15 protein-coding genes are annotated in these 14,545 nt (G+C 54.7%); 6 read left to right on the top strand and 9 right to left on the bottom strand.

The window, feature by feature from the left end:
- The first annotated feature begins 26 nt into the window (after positions 1-26).
- The 3 genes from LY264_RS14345 to topB all read left to right on the top strand — a co-directional run bounded on the left by LY264_RS14345 (position 27) and on the right by topB (position 3,689).
- On the top strand, positions 27-578 hold the full coding sequence (locus LY264_RS14345; RefSeq protein WP_048226791.1) for an NAD(P)H nitroreductase: 552 nt from the start codon (positions 27-29) through the stop codon (positions 576-578).
- A gap of 116 nt (positions 579-694) precedes the next feature.
- Positions 695-1,738, top strand: a complete 1,044-nt coding sequence (gene selD, locus LY264_RS14340) for a selenide, water dikinase SelD (RefSeq protein ID WP_003832497.1) — start codon at positions 695-697, stop codon at positions 1,736-1,738.
- 4 nt (positions 1,739-1,742) lie between these two features.
- Positions 1,743-3,689: a DNA topoisomerase III gene (gene topB / locus LY264_RS14335; RefSeq protein WP_032934436.1), complete on the top strand. Its 1,947-nt coding sequence runs from the start codon at positions 1,743-1,745 to the stop codon at positions 3,687-3,689.
- Between the two features lie 80 nt (positions 3,690-3,769).
- Here topB and gdhA read toward each other — a convergent pair whose 3' ends face one another.
- Positions 3,770-5,113, bottom strand: a complete 1,344-nt coding sequence (gene gdhA, locus LY264_RS14330; protein ID WP_048226789.1) for an NADP-specific glutamate dehydrogenase — start codon at positions 5,111-5,113, stop codon at positions 3,770-3,772.
- Positions 5,114-5,365: 252 nt separating this feature from the next.
- Between gdhA and LY264_RS14325 the strand changes: the two genes are divergently transcribed.
- Positions 5,366-5,626: a YnjH family protein gene (locus LY264_RS14325; RefSeq protein ID WP_171846094.1), complete on the top strand. Its 261-nt coding sequence runs from the start codon at positions 5,366-5,368 to the stop codon at positions 5,624-5,626.
- Here the strand turns inward: LY264_RS14325 and LY264_RS14320 are convergent.
- Positions 5,586-5,999 carry a pyrimidine (deoxy)nucleoside triphosphate diphosphatase gene (locus LY264_RS14320; RefSeq protein WP_048227038.1) on the bottom strand — a complete coding sequence of 138 codons (414 nt, stop codon included), beginning with the start codon at positions 5,997-5,999 and terminating at the stop codon, positions 5,586-5,588. The two genes, LY264_RS14325 and LY264_RS14320, sit on opposite strands and share 41 nt — an antisense overlap.
- A 79-nt stretch (positions 6,000-6,078) precedes the next feature.
- Here LY264_RS14320 and LY264_RS14315 point away from each other — a divergent pair, with 79 nt between their 5' ends.
- Both LY264_RS14315 and LY264_RS14310 read left to right on the top strand, forming a co-directional pair.
- A complete protein-coding gene (locus tag LY264_RS14315; RefSeq protein WP_020996450.1) occupies positions 6,079-6,648 on the top strand; it encodes a carboxymuconolactone decarboxylase family protein in 570 nt (189 codons plus the stop codon).
- On the top strand, positions 6,641-7,264 hold the full coding sequence (locus LY264_RS14310; RefSeq protein WP_048226785.1) for a CDP-alcohol phosphatidyltransferase family protein: 624 nt from the start codon (positions 6,641-6,643) through the stop codon (positions 7,262-7,264). Before LY264_RS14315 ends, LY264_RS14310 begins: the two co-directional genes overlap by 8 nt.
- A gap of 100 nt (positions 7,265-7,364) precedes the next feature.
- On the opposite strand, the gene LY264_RS14305 is transcribed toward LY264_RS14310, so the two are convergent.
- From LY264_RS14305 to xthA, 7 genes are all read right to left on the bottom strand, one after another.
- Entirely contained in the window at positions 7,365-8,672 is a 1,308-nt protein-coding gene (locus LY264_RS14305) for a sulfurtransferase (protein WP_048226783.1), read from the bottom strand.
- Between the two features lie 88 nt (positions 8,673-8,760).
- Positions 8,761-9,393 carry an ATP-binding cassette domain-containing protein gene (locus tag LY264_RS14300; protein ID WP_048226782.1) on the bottom strand — a complete coding sequence of 211 codons (633 nt, stop codon included), beginning with the start codon at positions 9,391-9,393 and terminating at the stop codon, positions 8,761-8,763.
- Positions 9,393-10,928 (bottom strand): ABC transporter permease family protein, encoded by a 1,536-nt coding sequence (locus tag LY264_RS14295; RefSeq protein WP_048226780.1) that lies wholly within the window; start codon positions 10,926-10,928, stop codon positions 9,393-9,395. The genes LY264_RS14300 and LY264_RS14295 overlap by 1 nt, the downstream gene beginning before the upstream one ends.
- Positions 10,901-12,070, bottom strand: a complete 1,170-nt coding sequence (locus tag LY264_RS14290; protein WP_048226778.1) for an ABC transporter substrate-binding protein — start codon at positions 12,068-12,070, stop codon at positions 10,901-10,903. The genes LY264_RS14295 and LY264_RS14290 overlap by 28 nt, the downstream gene beginning before the upstream one ends.
- A 32-nt stretch (positions 12,071-12,102) precedes the next feature.
- Positions 12,103-12,813, bottom strand: a complete 711-nt coding sequence (locus LY264_RS14285; protein ID WP_048226776.1) for a TVP38/TMEM64 family protein — start codon at positions 12,811-12,813, stop codon at positions 12,103-12,105.
- Positions 12,810-13,466 (bottom strand): TVP38/TMEM64 family protein, encoded by a 657-nt coding sequence (locus tag LY264_RS14280; RefSeq protein WP_168978432.1) that lies wholly within the window; start codon positions 13,464-13,466, stop codon positions 12,810-12,812. The genes LY264_RS14285 and LY264_RS14280 overlap by 4 nt, the downstream gene beginning before the upstream one ends.
- A 223-nt stretch (positions 13,467-13,689) precedes the next feature.
- Positions 13,690-14,496, bottom strand: a complete 807-nt coding sequence (xthA, locus tag LY264_RS14275) for an exodeoxyribonuclease III (protein WP_003030642.1) — start codon at positions 14,494-14,496, stop codon at positions 13,690-13,692.
- Positions 14,497-14,545 lie beyond the last annotated feature (49 nt).

Here is a 14,545-nt window from a genome sequence, read left to right as displayed (position 1 = left end):
CAAATCTCATTGTTGGAGTTAAGCAAATGGATGCACTCGAATTACTGATTACCCGTCGTAGCGCCTCTCGTCTCGTCGAGCCGGCCCCGACAGGAGAGCAACTGCAAAACATTCTGCGGGCGGGTATGCGCGCGCCAGACCACAAAACGCTGCAACCGTGGCAATTCTTTGTCATTGAGGGCGAAGGGCGTGAGCGTTTTAGCGCGGTGCTTGAAAAAGGGGCGATTGCCGCAGGCAGTGACGCGAAAGCCCAGGAAAAAGCGCGCAGCGCACCGTTTCGCGCACCGCTGATTATTACCGTGGTGGCGAAATGTGAAGAAAACGACAAGGTTCCTCTGTGGGAACAAGAAATGTCTGCCGGTTGTGCGGTGATGGCTATGCAGATGGCCGCAATTGCCCAGGGCTTTGGCGGTATCTGGCGCAGTGGTGCATTAACCGAAAGTGCGGTCGTGCGCGAAGCATTCGACTGTCGCCCGCAAGATAAAATCGTCGGTTTCCTCTATCTGGGCACACCGCAGCTAAAAGCATCCACGACGATTAACCTTGCCGATCCGAGCGCATTCGTCCGTTATTTCTGATATCAACGGCAAAACTGTCTGGATTCTGAGCAAAGACACCCGAATTCAGACAGTCACTCTTACCACATCAAGGAATGAGCGCTACCATATCCGGATTGCAATGACAGGAGATGTCCATGAGCGAGCAAGCTATTCGTTTAACGCAATACAGCCACGGAGCCGGTTGCGGTTGTAAAATTTCCCCAAAAGTGCTGGAAACCATCCTGCACAGCGAGCAGGCGAAGTTTGTTGATCCGAACTTACTGGTGGGTAATGAAACCCGCGACGACGCGGCCGTATACGATCTTGGAAACGGCACCAGCGTTATCAGCACCACCGATTTCTTTATGCCGATTGTCGATAATCCGTTTGATTTTGGACGCATCGCCGCGACTAACGCCATCAGCGATATTTTCGCCATGGGCGGCAAACCGATTATGGCAATTGCTATTCTGGGCTGGCCGCTGGATAAACTGGCACCGGAAATCGCCCGCGAAGTCACCGAAGGCGGACGCTTTGCCTGCCGTCAGGCGGGTATTGCGCTGGCGGGCGGCCACTCTATCGATGCCCCAGAGCCTATCTTTGGCCTTGCGGTAACCGGCGTTGTGCCGACCGAACGCGTGAAGAAAAACAGTACCGCTGAAGCAGGGTGTAAGTTGTTCCTGACCAAGCCTCTGGGCATTGGTGTTCTGACAACCGCAGAGAAAAAATCCCTGCTGAAGGAAGAACATAAAGGACTGGCGACAGAAGTGATGTGCCGGATGAACATTGCTGGTGCGGCATTCGCCGATATTGACGGCGTGAAAGCCATGACCGATGTTACCGGTTTTGGTCTGCTGGGGCATCTGAGTGAGATGTGTCAGGGCGCAGGCGTTCAGGCGCAGATCGTCTACCAGGATATTCCTAAGCTGCCTGGCGTTGAAGAATACATCGCGCAGGGCGCGGTGCCGGGTGGTACCCAACGTAACTTTGCCAGCTACGGACACCTGATGGGTGAAATGCCGCAATCGGTACGCGATCTGCTGTGCGATCCGCAAACTTCAGGTGGCCTACTGCTGGCGGTAACGCCGGAAGCTGAAGCCGAAGTGAAAGCGGCAGCGGCGCAGTTCGGTATCGATCTCACCGCCATTGGTGAGTTAGTGGAAGCTCGTGGCGGTCGCGCCATGGTTGAGATTCGTTAACTCGATGCGGTTGTTTATTGCCGAAAAACCAAGTCTGGCACGTGCTATCGCCGATGTGCTGCCGAAGCCGCATCGCAAAGGCGATGGTTTTATTGAATGCGGAAATGGACAAGTGGTGACCTGGTGTATTGGTCACCTGCTTGAACAGGCGCAGCCGGATGCCTACGACAGTCGTTACGCTCGCTGGAGTCTGGTCGATCTGCCGATTGTCCCGGAAAAGTGGCAACTGCAACCGCGCCCCTCGGTGACCAAACAGCTCAACGTCATTAAGCGCTTTTTGCATGAAGCTAGCGAAGTTATTCACGCCGGTGACCCCGATCGTGAAGGGCAACTGCTGGTGGATGAAGTGCTGGATTACCTGCAACTGGCACCTGAAAAGCGCCAGAAGGTGCAGCGTTGCCTGATTAACGACCTCAACCCGCAGGCCGTTGAGCGGGCTATTGAGCGGCTGCGCGCCAACAGTGAGTTTATCCCGCTGTGCGTGTCGGCACTGGCGCGAGCGCGTGCGGACTGGTTGTACGGTATCAATATGACGCGCGCTTACACCATTCTTGGACGTAACGCGGGCTATCAGGGCGTACTTTCGGTCGGGCGCGTACAAACGCCGGTGCTCGGGCTGGTTGTGCGTCGCGATGAAGAGATAGAGAACTTCGTCGCCAAAGACTTCTTCGAAGTGAAAGCGCATATCGTAACGCCCGCCGATGAGCGGTTTACCGCTATCTGGCAGCCGAGCGAAGCGTGTGAGCCGTATCAGGATGAAGAAGGGCGCTTGCTGAATCGCACGCTGGCTGAACACGTGGTGAACCGCATTAACGGCCAACCGGCGATAGTCACCAGCTATAACGATAAACGGGAATCAGAATCCGCGCCGTTGCCGTTCTCGCTGTCTGCGTTGCAGATTGAAGCGGCGAAGCGCTTCGGTTTAAGTGCGCAAAACGTTCTGGATATCTGCCAGAAGCTGTATGAAACTCATAAGTTGATTACCTATCCGCGTTCGGATAGCCGTTATCTGCCGGAAGAACACTTTGCCGGACGTCACGCGGTACTGAACGCGATTAGCGTCCATGCGCCGGATCTGCTCCCGCAGCCGGCGGTCAATCCCGATACGCGAAATCGCTGTTGGGACGACAAAAAAGTGGATGCGCACCACGCCATCATTCCTACCGCGCGCAGTTCGTCCATCAATCTGAATGACAACGAAGCGAAAATTTACAACCTGATTGCCCGTCAGTATCTGATGCAATTTTGCGCAGATGCGGTATTCAGGAAATGCGTCATTGAGCTGGACATCGCCAAAGGCAAGTTTGTCGCCAAAGCCCGTTTTCTGGCGGAAGCCGGATGGCGCACGCTGCTCGGCAACAAAGAGCGCGACGAAGATAATGACGGGACGCCGCTGCCGGTGGTGGCAAAAGATGACGAACTGCTGTGCGAAAAAGGCGAAGTAGTTGAACGTCAGACCCAGCCCCCGCGGCACTTTACTGATGCAACTCTGCTGTCAGCGATGACCGGGATTGCGCGATTCGTGCAGGATAAAGATCTGAAAAAGATCCTGCGCGCAACGGATGGTTTAGGTACGGAAGCTACACGCGCCGGAATTATCGAGCTGCTGTTTAAGCGCGGGTTCCTGGTGAAAAAAGGACGTTATATCCATTCGACCGACGCAGGAAAAGCGCTGTTCCACTCGCTGCCAGAAATGGCGACGCGCCCGGACATGACCGCGCACTGGGAATCTATCCTGACCCAAATCAGCGAAAAGCAGTGTCGCTATCAGGATTTCATGCAGCCGCTGGTGGGGACGCTGTATCAGCTTATCGATCAGGCGCGCAGCACACCGGTACGACGCTTTCGTGGAATTGCTGCACCTGGCGGTAGTGGTAGCGATAAGAAAAAAAGCGCGCCGCGTAAACGTCCGGCAAAAAAAAGCCCGCCATCTGAAGAGGCGGGTCTGTAAGTTTGTAGGCCTGATAAGCATAGCGCATCAGGCTTAGCCGGATGCGGCACCCGTGCCCAATCCGGCCTGCAGAGACAATATTAAATCACGCCCTGACCCAGCATCGCGTCGGCAACCTTCACGAAGCCCGCGATGTTGGCACCACGTACGTAGTTGGTCTGCTTGCTTTCGCCGCCGTATTCAACGCAGGCATGGTGAATATCCAGCATGATGTGGTGCAGGCGCGCATCCACTTTCTCCGCTTTCCAGCCCAGACGAGCGGCGTTTTGCGCCATTTCCAGACCGGATGTCGCTACGCCACCGGCGTTTGCGGCTTTACCCGGTGCGAACAGTACGCCCGCTTCGAGGAACAGATCGGTGGCCTCGATAGTAGTCGGCATGTTTGCCCCTTCGGCGACAGCTTTCACGCCGTTGGCGATCAGTACGCGCGCTGCATCGACATCCAGTTCATTCTGAGTGGCGCACGGCAGGGCGATATCGACCGGAACCGACCACGGCTGTTTGCCTTCCAGATAGGTCAGGCCAAACTCACGGGCGTAATCCGCCACGCGACCGTCACGGCTGTCTTTGATCGCGCACAGACGCGCCAGTTTTTCTTTGGTAAATCCGCTTTCGTCAACTACGGTACCGCTGGAATCGGAGGCGGTAACTACTCGCGCGCCAAACTCCATGGCTTTCTCTATGGCGAATTGCGCTACGTTGCCGGAGCCAGAAACCGCCACGCGCATGCCTTCAAAGCCCAGACCATGGCGTTTGAGCATTGCTTCGGTGAAATACACCAGACCGTAGCCGGTGGCTTCCGGGCGGATCAGGCTGCCGCCAAAAGAGAGACCTTTACCGGTAAAGACGCAGGCGCTGTTGTTGGACAGTTTTTTCATCATCCCGGCCATAAAGCCGACTTCACGACCACCCACGCCGATATCGCCCGCCGGGACGTCGGTATCAGGACCTAAATGGCGGAACAGTTCGGTCATCAGTGCCTGGCAGAAACGCATGATTTCGCCTTCGCTTTTACCTTTCGGATCGAAATCGCTCCCGCCTTTACCACCGCCCATTGGCAGCGTGGTGAGGGCGTTCTTAAAGGTCTGCTCGAAACCCAGGAATTTCAGGATCGACAGGTTCACGGAAGGGTGGAAACGCATACCGCCTTTGTACGGGCCAATGGCAGAGCTAAACTGTACGCGCCACGCGCGGTTGACCTGCACATGATTGCGATCGTCCAGCCAAACTACGCGGAACTGGATCACGCGCTCCGGTTCAACCAGACGTTCCAGCAACGACATCTGACGATAACGCGGGTTTTGCTCGAGAAAGGGCCACAGCGTCGTCATTACCTCACGAACGGCTTGCGCGAACTCGGTCTGATTCGGGTCGCGCTTTTGCACATGGTTAAGAAATGACTCCAGAGAACATGTCTGATCCATAGATATAAGAACCTCTTATGTATTGATATGGTTATATTTTTGATATTTATGTTATGTGTTGTGCAGTTTTTGACTATACCATCAGCAGTGTGACGGGACGCAAGAAAAAATTAACCCCGCTAAGTAAATTAATATCGCGCCGTGGGTCATAACCAAAAGCGATGATGGAAGGGACTAAAGTTTCTGCCGATTTATACCGTTATACTGAGCATAAATGTCAGTTAAAAAGGAAAGACAATGCGCCGTTTAATCATGGCAGGAGCGTTGGTACTGGTGTCCTGCGCGACGCTGGCAAATCAGCTTTATCGCCCGGACGTGCAGGTGAATGTACCGCCGGAAGTGTTCAGTTCCAGCGGTCAGCGGGCGCAGCCCTGTAGCCAGTGCTGTATTTATCAGGATCAAAACTACTCTGAAGGGGCGGTGATTAAAGCCGATGGCGTTCTGTTGCAGTGCCAGCGCGATGATAAAACGATCAGCACGAATCCGCTGGTCTGGCGGCGTGTAAAAGGATAAACGCCTCTAACAACGGGATATCGGCGGGTGCCAGCGGATAACGCAGCGCCTCTTCAGGTGAGCACCAGACGATATCCTGATGTTCAAATGCTCTCAATTCCCCCTGAAAAGACGGTACATGCCAGGCGTGTAGGTGAATCAATCGGCCTGAAACCTCGCGTTGATGGCTGGCAATGTAGCGCCCCACGACCGCCTCAATGCCCAACTCTTCACGCAGTTCACGGATCAGCGCCTCGGGCTGACTTTCGCCAGATTCAACCTTACCGCCGGCAAACTCCCACATGCCTGACTGATCCGCATGCAGCGGACGCTGAGCCAGTAAAATTTTGCCATCACGTTCAATGATAGCGGCGACCACGTCGAGGGTTTTCATCATATTCATCAAGATCTAACAGCAGAAAATGACATACTATCGTTATCTTTGTTTTATCTAAAGTATTCAGGAGCCACCGTTGAACGAACCTCAGTCGTGGGTAAAGCCGTTAACGCGTATCCCTTCCAGTTTAAAACCGCTCGTTGCCACGCAGAAAAAACATTATGGCGATGTGCTGCATCCCACGCGTTGGTGGGGGAGGATGCCGTTTCTGTTCTGGCTGGTGGCGCTGTTTGTCGGGTTTTTGGAGCGTAAAAAGGCGCGCTTAACGCCGGTGATGCGTGCGCTGTTGATGACCCGCGTTTCTCAGGTCTGCCATTGCGCTTTCTGTGTTGATGCGAATAGTTTACGGCTGGCAGAACGCTGTGGCGCGCTGGATAAAGTCATGCAGGTTGCCACCTGGCAAGATTCGACGCTGTTCAGTGCAGAAGAACGCGTAGCGCTGGCCTATGCCGATGCGGTTACCGCAACGCCTCCACAGGTTGACGATGCGCTGAAAGTGCAGATGAAGCAGCATTTTACCGATGATGCCATTACGGAAATGACCGCGCTGATTGCGTTTCAAAATCTCTCGGCGCGTTTTAATGCCGCTCTCGATATTCCCTCGCAGGGACTGTGCGACAGTTTTAAAGGACGCCCGCATGCTTGACCGCCATCTTCATCCACGATTAAAACCGCTGTTGCATCGGTGCGTAGGTATTATCGATAAACCGGCGATTACCCCGGACGGACTTACACTGGTCGGATTTGCCATTGGCGTGCTGGCGTTGCCATTTCTGGCGTTAGGCTGGTATCTGGCGGCGCTGGTGGCCATTGTGCTCAATCGGTTGTTTGACGGACTGGATGGGGCGCTGGCACGGCGCAGAGGACTATCCGACGCGGGGGGATTTCTCGATATCTCGCTCGATTTTCTGTTTTACGCCCTTGTGCCGTTTGGCTTTATTCTTGCCGCTCCGGCGCAAAATGCGCTGGCAGGCAGTTGGCTGTTGTTCGCGTTTATTGGCACCGGTAGCAGCTTTCTGGCCTTCGCCGCACTGGCAGCGAAACATCAGATTGATAACCCCGGTTATGCGCATAAATCGTTTTATTATCTGGGCGGGTTGACCGAAGGAACTGAGACAATTTTGCTGTTTGTGTTGGGGTGTCTGTTCCCGGACTATTTTGCCGTGCTGGCGTGGGTCTTTGGCGCGTTGTGCTGGATGACAACGTTCACCCGGATCTGGAGCGGATATCTGACGCTGAAAACCGTTCAGCGTCAGGTGTAAGGTAATGCGTTGCCGGATGCGCTTCGCTTATCCGGCCTACAACAATGATATAGGTAGCCTGGGTCAAGCGTTCTCGCCGCATCCGGCAATAATGCCAGTCTTACTTGCTGGCGTCTGGACCCCGTTCACCGCTGGCGACCGGGTTTTTCGGATTGCTGCTCCACTCGTACCAGCCACCATCGTAAACAGAGACGTTTTTCCAGCCCATTGCGCGGGCATACATAAACGTTTCTGAAGCACGCCAGCCGGTACCGCAATAGAAAGAGACCTGTTGATTCGGCAGGATATTCCATTGCTTCCACATGGCGGCGATGTCATCCGCGCTGCGCATGGTGCCATCCGGATTATGGAAATCTTCCATATGGGTAGAGTCGCTGCCCGCGTGGCCCCAACGCGCGCCTGCGATCTCGCCTTTTGGCTTAATGTAGCTGTAGCCGCTGGTAGTACCGACAAATTCTGGCCATGAACGAATGCTTACCAAAGACGCATCCTGGCGATGCAGCAGACCGCGAGCCTGTTCCGTATTGAGCATCAGCTGCGGCTGGGCAGGGATTTTTACGCCGAAATCAGGTTCTGGTTTCACCGTTGGCGGAGTACCACGTTCGACCGGTAAACCTGAGTCGGACCAGGTTTGCCAGCCGCCGTCGAGCAGACGAACATCTTTCACGCCTGCGTACAGCATAATTTGCGCCACGCGCGCGGCGGCATAAACATCGCGGCCATATAAAATCACCGTGGTGTCGTGGCGGATACCGTGTTTCGCCAGCATCGCTTTGAGCTGCTCGTCGGAAACTTTATTCCACAGCGGTTCGCTTTCAACTTCATTGGTATCAATGTAGCCCGCGCCGGGGATGTGGCTGAGCAGATACAACTTCGGCGCGCCCCAGGCGGCTTCAATCACTTTCCAGTCACCCGCCGGTTTGGCAGTCACGTCTTTACCCTGCTGAAGATTGTGCAGCCACTGTGGGTAGACCAACTGTTCGAAGTGCGGCAGACGTTGCAGACGCGCAGGATCTGTCAGCGCATCGCTGAGGGTTGAAATCTGGTTAAAGCCAACTTTTTGCAGACGGGATTTAACGGCCTGCATGTCGTTATCACTGCCATACAGCGCCACCGGAGCGTCGGTCTTAAGTTGATGTGACTTAACCCAGGCGCTGAGTTGTTCATCATTCATCTTGTCGAGCCAGGCGGCAGACAGGTTCAGTGCGGAAGGTTCGTGTCCTGAAGGACCATTGAGCGATTGTGGCCAGCCGTTGTAAAAAGCGCTCTGACGGGTATCGATCGCCGCGCCTTGCTTTTGCTGTAACTGGTTGAGGGTGAGCGTCTGTGCTGTTTCAGCAGCCCAGGAAGAAGCGCAAGCGAGCCCTAAAGCCAGTGCCAGCGCGGTCATTTGAGAAACACGTTTCATCGAATAGCCCGACGTTGAAAAAAAGAAGACGACATTCTGTGCCGCCAGTTACGTAAAAACCTTGCGTTAACGCAGCATATCGCCACATTCACGCCCAGTTTTCCATCTGAAATACGCGGCCTGCAGGCGGTACGTCCTGCGCGTCATGTGTCACCTGTACCACCGGGATCCCCAATTTACGCACCTCGGTGAAGACCCATTGGCGAAAGTTATCGCGTAGCGACGCATCCAGCCTGCTAAAGGGTTCATCAAGTAACAGCGCCTGGGGCTGCGCCAGCAGCGCGCGGAGCAGGGCGACCCGCGAACGCTGCCCACCGGAGAGCGAAGCCGGATCGCGTGAATAAAATCCTGCCAGGTCCGCGCGTGCGAGGGCGCTTTCTACCTCATGACGCCTGGCAGGACCTTGCAGTCTGGCGGGTAAGGCTAGCAGTAAATTCTGCCCAACGCTGAAATGGTCAAACAGCAGCGCATCCTGAAACAAAATGCCAATCTGGCGCTGCGTGGTAGGTAACGTATCGATGCGTCGTTCATTAAGCCACAGTTCGCCTGAGGACTGGAACTGGGGAGATAACGCCCCGATTATCCATGAAAACAGCGAAGATTTCCCGCTGCCGGAAGGTCCCATAATTGTGACGATGTCACTTTTGTTAACCTGAAAATTAACGTCTTTCACCAGCGCTTTCGCGCCCTGGTACAACGAAACGCCTCGTACGGTAAGCATTAGCGGAGTCCTTGTCGAAAGCGGCCGATCCACGCGGCGAGAAAGGCTGCAAGTGCGAAAACGAGCAGTGGTAAAAGCAGCTGCCACAACGCTTGTGTTGCCAGAGTCGCACTGCTACCGCCGCTGCTTAATGCCACCGCTTCGGTGGTTAACGTAGGATAGCGTCCGGCACCTAGCCACAGCGTTGGCATATACTGGGCGATACTAACCGAGAAGCCAACCGCGAAGGCAATCAATGCCGGGCGCGCCAGCTGCGGGCATTTCACCAGCCAGAATATCCGCCCCCGCGTCCAGCCCAGGGTTTGCGCAATCAAAATTAATCGTGGGTCAATGCGCTGCCACGCCGGTTTAAGCACAAATAGCATCCAGGGCATCACCCACAGCAGGTGGCCCCAGATAATGGTCGTCATCAGTCCATCTTGTTCGGCATATAACGCCAGCAGATATTGTCCGGTTACCAGCGGTAGCGCAGGCAAAATGAGCGGTAGCCAGACCCAGCGGTGTCCGGTTTGTGGACCCCATTCCAGCCAGGCAAAAAGTATCAGAAGCGCCAGCACGCTGGAAAGAAGCCCCAGTTGCAGGCTGTTGCTGAGCGCCTCGCTGTTTAGCGAGGAATAGCTGGCGATAAGCGCCAGTACCAGCGCGCATACCACACCGCTGACGGGCAAAATCTGTACCAGCGGGCGTGCGATTGTCATAGTTGAAAAATGCTGGCGCTCACCGTTTACTGCCGGAATAGTATGTCGCCAGGCACGCCAGAACAGATAACCCACCAGCGCGATAACAAGGAGCAACAGCACCAGCAACAGACTGGCAAGTGCGCCTTTCGCCTGCTGTTCGACGTCGCCCTGACTGAGCCACTGCCAACTCAATACGGCAAGCGTTGGCGGATTGCCGGGGCCAAGAACGATTGCCACATCAACAACGGAGAGTGACCAGGCCACGACTGCCAGCATAGCTTTACCTAATGCCGGGCCGATAGCGGGCAGAACCAGCCAGTTCAGGCATTGCAGTCGGCTGTAACCCAGCGAATCCAGCACGATAACCTGCTGCGAAAGTTGTTTTTCACTTAGCAGGGCCGAGAGGATCCATAACAAAAAGGCGCTCTCTTTCACCGCCAGCGTTACGCCAAGTCCAATGCCGTAGCGGTCCGGCTGTGGGCTGAGGAACGGGAGCCATTGCCAAAGTATGCCGCCTTCAGCAAAAACCAACAGCACGCTGGTGGCGAAGGCAACGTGCGGAATTGCCAGCAGCCACGGAAGACGCGTATACAGACGTACCCAGCCTGCGCCGGGCCACAAGGCGAGGATCGCCAGCAGCGCGATAATCAGCGCGCCCCCAGCCGCGAGGCCGACGGAAACCAGCGTTGCCAGTAACGCCTGCGGGAGTTGAGGATCGGCAAAGAGCGCCAGCCAGTGTGTGGTACTAAGCGCCGGTGTTATCAGAGACCATGCCGCTGGCGCCAACGGCAGATAAACTGCCGCCATGATGGCCCAGAGTAGCAGAATTAATGCGTACCGTAGCGGCGTAGCCATTCTTGTTCCAGAGCGTTTACCCAGGCTGCATGCGGTTCTGGCAACACGGCAGGGAGCCCCTGTGGGATCCGCGCCAGCAGCGCATCACGCTGTTCGTCAGGCAATTTTTGTGGATCAAGCACCGAAGGATCTCCCCAGATAGCCGGGTCAGCTTTGCGCAGTTGTGCTTCAGGAGAAAGCAGGAAGTTTGCCACGACTTTTGCTCCGGCACTGGCGTGGGCATTCGCCGGAATGGCAACAAAGTGCACGTTGCCGAGCATGCCCTGTGAGAAACCAAAACTGTAGCTGCTTTTAGGCAATTCGCCGCTCGCCACTTTTTGCTGCGCGTGGGCAGGGTTAAAGGTCAATGATAAACGCAGGGTGCCGCTATTGAGCAGTGCATCCATTCGTGCTGGCGTGGGAGGAAAATCTTTGCCTTCACGCCAAAGTACAGGATGCAAGGTATCAAGATACTGCCACAATGGCGCGGTAACTTCGGCGAATGTCGCTGCATCTGGCGCAACTTTCAATGCCTGTGGTTTGGTGGTGAGCGAAATTAGCAACTGCTCAAGAAAAGCCGTTCCGGTAAAGTCTGGCGGGCGTGGATAGGTCACCGTGCCAGGGTGCGCCTGCGCGAATTTAAACAGTGCCTGCGGAGATTGCGGCGGCTGCGCGGTAAGATCGCGCCGGGCAATAAAGGTGAGTTGGGCACCGCCCCACGGTGATTCAGCCCCCTCTGTTGGAACGGAGAAATCTTCGGTCACCGGTTTTTGTGTATCAACATAGCGCCAGTTAGGCAGCGTTTGCGCCCACTGGGTTTGCAGCAGCCCGGCTTCTTTTAGCTTACGGAAGTTTTCGCCGTTAACCCACAGTAAATCGACAGAGCCGCCGGTTTTTCGCCCGGATGCCGCTTCCGTCTGGATGCGTTTTACGGCATCGGCGGCGTCCGCCAGGCGCACGATTTTCAGGTTAATGTCGTAGTGCGTTTTCATCTCGCCGCTAACCCAGTCGAGATACTGGTTAACTGCATTGTCGCCACCCCAGGCGTTGAACCACACCGTTTGACCACGGGCGTCATTTTTGATTTGTTGCCAGCTGGCGTCCTGGGCAAACGTCGCCAGCGGGCAGAGCAACAAACTCAGACACAATAAGCAGTAACGCATAATATCTCCATGGTTAAAAATGGGGGAAGGTCTCAGCTTTTTTTCCGTTGGCGCTCAAGATAAAGGCTTCTCGCTATCGATATCACCACGCTTAGGGCAAACAGGACAAACAGACCCGTCACAAACCAAAATGTGCCGCCGGTTAACAGGCTTCCCGCCCATGAGTAGACGATAGTGGCGGGTAACTGTCCGATGCCGGTGGCGATGAAAAAAAGGCGAAAACGAATTGAGGTCAGGCCAGCCGCGTAGCTTACCGGGTCGAACGGCACAAAAGGTAACAGGCGGCAGACCAGAATAGTGTGCTTACCATAGCGCTCGAAAAAAGCGTCCATATTGTTCAGCACCGTTTTTCCGGTCAGCTTTTCCACCGCACCGCGACCTAAAATGCGGGCAATAAAAAAGCACAGCGCCGCACCTGCCATTGCGCTGCTCCAGGATAGTACGCCGCCCCAAAATGCGCCAAACAGCGAGGCATTGGCAAACGTGATCACAAACGCAGGAAGCGGTGCAACGATGGCCTGTAAGATCATCAGGAAGAACGACACCACTGCCGCCTGGGTTCCATAAGAACGAATAAAGTTCTCAAGAGCATGCTGATCGAGTGTGGTAAATGCTGCCAGGCTGCCGTGGAGAAAATCACTCACGCCAGGTATCCATGCCCATGCCATTAGCCCGAGCAGTAGCAGAGCAATCAAACCCGCCCGGTAATAGCGAGTCAGCCGCGCTTTATTCCGTTTTATCATTTACCCGTACACTCATGGTTGGCTGATGGATCGATATGCTTATATCGGGCCCAGGCTTTGGCTGCCTGAACGAGGGTGAATAACGCCAGCCCTGCCACGCTAAGCTTACCGATGAATACCAGGGTAATGCCTTCGCTGGCGAGTTCATGCGACATCAGCGTATAGATAAAGATGCCGGGTAAGGTGGTAAGTGCCGATATTACGGTAAATGACCAGAACGGAATGGCCGTCAGCCCATAGGCGTAATTTTGAATATTATAGGGGAACAGCGGCACGAGCCGGGTCAGGATTAGAAAGTCTACTCCGCTATGGGCAATGCCTTTTTCGATAGCCTGAAACGTTGCCGTGTGCCCAACGTATTTCAGTAGTAGATCCCGTCCAAGCCATCGAGCCAGCAAAAACGACAGCGCTGAGGCCACGGTTGCTGCCACTAACGAGATAAGCGTCCCAGCCACGGGGCCAAACAGCACACCGCCGACGATCACCAGGATGCTGCCTGGGATCAGACACAGCGCAGCAACAATAAACAGCAGGATATAAAGCGTATAGCCGAACATACCGCTTTGGCGGATGACGTCTTGTAAATGATGGAAATTGGTTATCAGGTCGGTCAGACCATAATGATGGAAAACTCCCGCCAGAACGCAGAACAGGACCGCGACAATCAGCAGCCGGTATTCTGCTTTATGCGAACTTCTTTTTCATGGGGGTTCTCCTGTAAAACCGAGTGCAATGGAGCATTTTCGTCAGCGAAAAGCGCGCGCGAAGATATAATAAATTCCCGGCCGTAACAATGTATTACCGTCACTTTATTGATTTTGCACAGAATAAACAGACTCTCCAGGCCGGGCCCGGAGAGTAAAAAGGCGCAGAAGGTCAGACGCGGAATTTAGCCCATACAGGCGCATGGTCGGACGGTTTTTCCATGCTGCGAATTTCATAGTCGATGCCGGTTTCTTCGCAGCGTTCCGCCAATGGGTTGCTCGCCAGCAGCAGATCGATACGCAGACCACGGTTATCGTCAAAGCCTTTTGAGCGATAATCAAACCACGAGAACTGGTCATTCTTTTCAGGATTTGCGTGACGGTAAGTATCCACCAGACCCCAGCCCAGCAGGCGTTCCATCCACTCACGCTCCTCCGGCAGGAAGGAACATTTACCGGTACGCAGCCAGCGTTTACGGTTTTCTTCGCCAATGCCGATATCGAGATCGGTTGGGCTAATATTCATATCGCCCATGATCAATACCGGATTGTCGCGCTTCAGTTCAGTCTCCAGATAGTTTTGCAGGTTCTGATAAAACGCGGCTTTGGCCGGGAATTTGGTTTCATGGTCACGGCTTTCTCCTTGCGGGAAGTAGCCGTTGATCACCGTGATGCTGCCCAGAGGGGACGGAATTTCTGCCATGATGATCCGACGCTGCGCTTCTTCGTCATCGCCCGGGAAGCCACGACGTACCGCAATTGGCGTTTCTTTCGTTAACAACGCCACGCCGTAATGACCTTTCTGGCCGTGATAAAAGACGTTGTAACCGAGCTTTGCTACCTCTTCGAGAGGGAACATATCGTCGTGGACTTTTGTCTCCTGTAAGCCAATAACATCCGGTTGGTGTTTTTCGACAATGGCTGCCAGTTGATGGGGACGGGCACGCAGGCCGTTGATATTAAAAGAGACAAATTTCATAGTCGCTGCCACTTTGCAAGATGAATAGTGCAAGGATGGTAGCAGAATT

This window comes from Citrobacter portucalensis (assembly GCF_023374935.1).
Lineage (GTDB): Bacteria > Pseudomonadota > Gammaproteobacteria > Enterobacterales > Enterobacteriaceae > Citrobacter > Citrobacter portucalensis.
This window is presented reverse-complemented; position numbering and strand designations above follow the sequence as displayed.

What these genes read in the sequence shown, in the direction of transcription:
- LY264_RS14345 (WP_048226791.1), top strand. Translation starts at nt 27, where the DNA reads ATGGATGCACTCGAATTACTGATTACCCGTCGTAGCGCCTCTCGTCTC.
- selD (WP_003832497.1), top strand. Translation starts at nt 695, where the DNA reads ATGAGCGAGCAAGCTATTCGTTTAACGCAATACAGCCACGGAGCCGGT.
- topB (WP_032934436.1), top strand. Translation starts at nt 1,743, where the DNA reads ATGCGGTTGTTTATTGCCGAAAAACCAAGTCTGGCACGTGCTATCGCC.
- gdhA (WP_048226789.1), bottom strand. Translation starts at nt 5,113, where the DNA reads ATGGATCAGACATGTTCTCTGGAGTCATTTCTTAACCATGTGCAAAAG.
- LY264_RS14325 (WP_171846094.1), top strand. Translation starts at nt 5,366, where the DNA reads ATGGCAGGAGCGTTGGTACTGGTGTCCTGCGCGACGCTGGCAAATCAG.
- LY264_RS14320 (WP_048227038.1), bottom strand. Translation starts at nt 5,999, where the DNA reads ATGAAAACCCTCGACGTGGTCGCCGCTATCATTGAACGTGATGGCAAA.
- LY264_RS14310 (WP_048226785.1), top strand. Translation starts at nt 6,641, where the DNA reads ATGCTTGACCGCCATCTTCATCCACGATTAAAACCGCTGTTGCATCGG.
- LY264_RS14305 (WP_048226783.1), bottom strand. Translation starts at nt 8,672, where the DNA reads ATGAAACGTGTTTCTCAAATGACCGCGCTGGCACTGGCTTTAGGGCTC.
- LY264_RS14300 (WP_048226782.1), bottom strand. Translation starts at nt 9,393, where the DNA reads ATGCTTACCGTACGAGGCGTTTCGTTGTACCAGGGCGCGAAAGCGCTG.
- LY264_RS14295 (WP_048226780.1), bottom strand. Translation starts at nt 10,928, where the DNA reads ATGGCTACGCCGCTACGGTACGCATTAATTCTGCTACTCTGGGCCATC.
- LY264_RS14290 (WP_048226778.1), bottom strand. Translation starts at nt 12,070, where the DNA reads ATGCGTTACTGCTTATTGTGTCTGAGTTTGTTGCTCTGCCCGCTGGCG.
- LY264_RS14285 (WP_048226776.1), bottom strand. Translation starts at nt 12,813, where the DNA reads ATGATAAAACGGAATAAAGCGCGGCTGACTCGCTATTACCGGGCGGGT.
- xthA (WP_003030642.1), bottom strand. Translation starts at nt 14,496, where the DNA reads ATGAAATTTGTCTCTTTTAATATCAACGGCCTGCGTGCCCGTCCCCAT.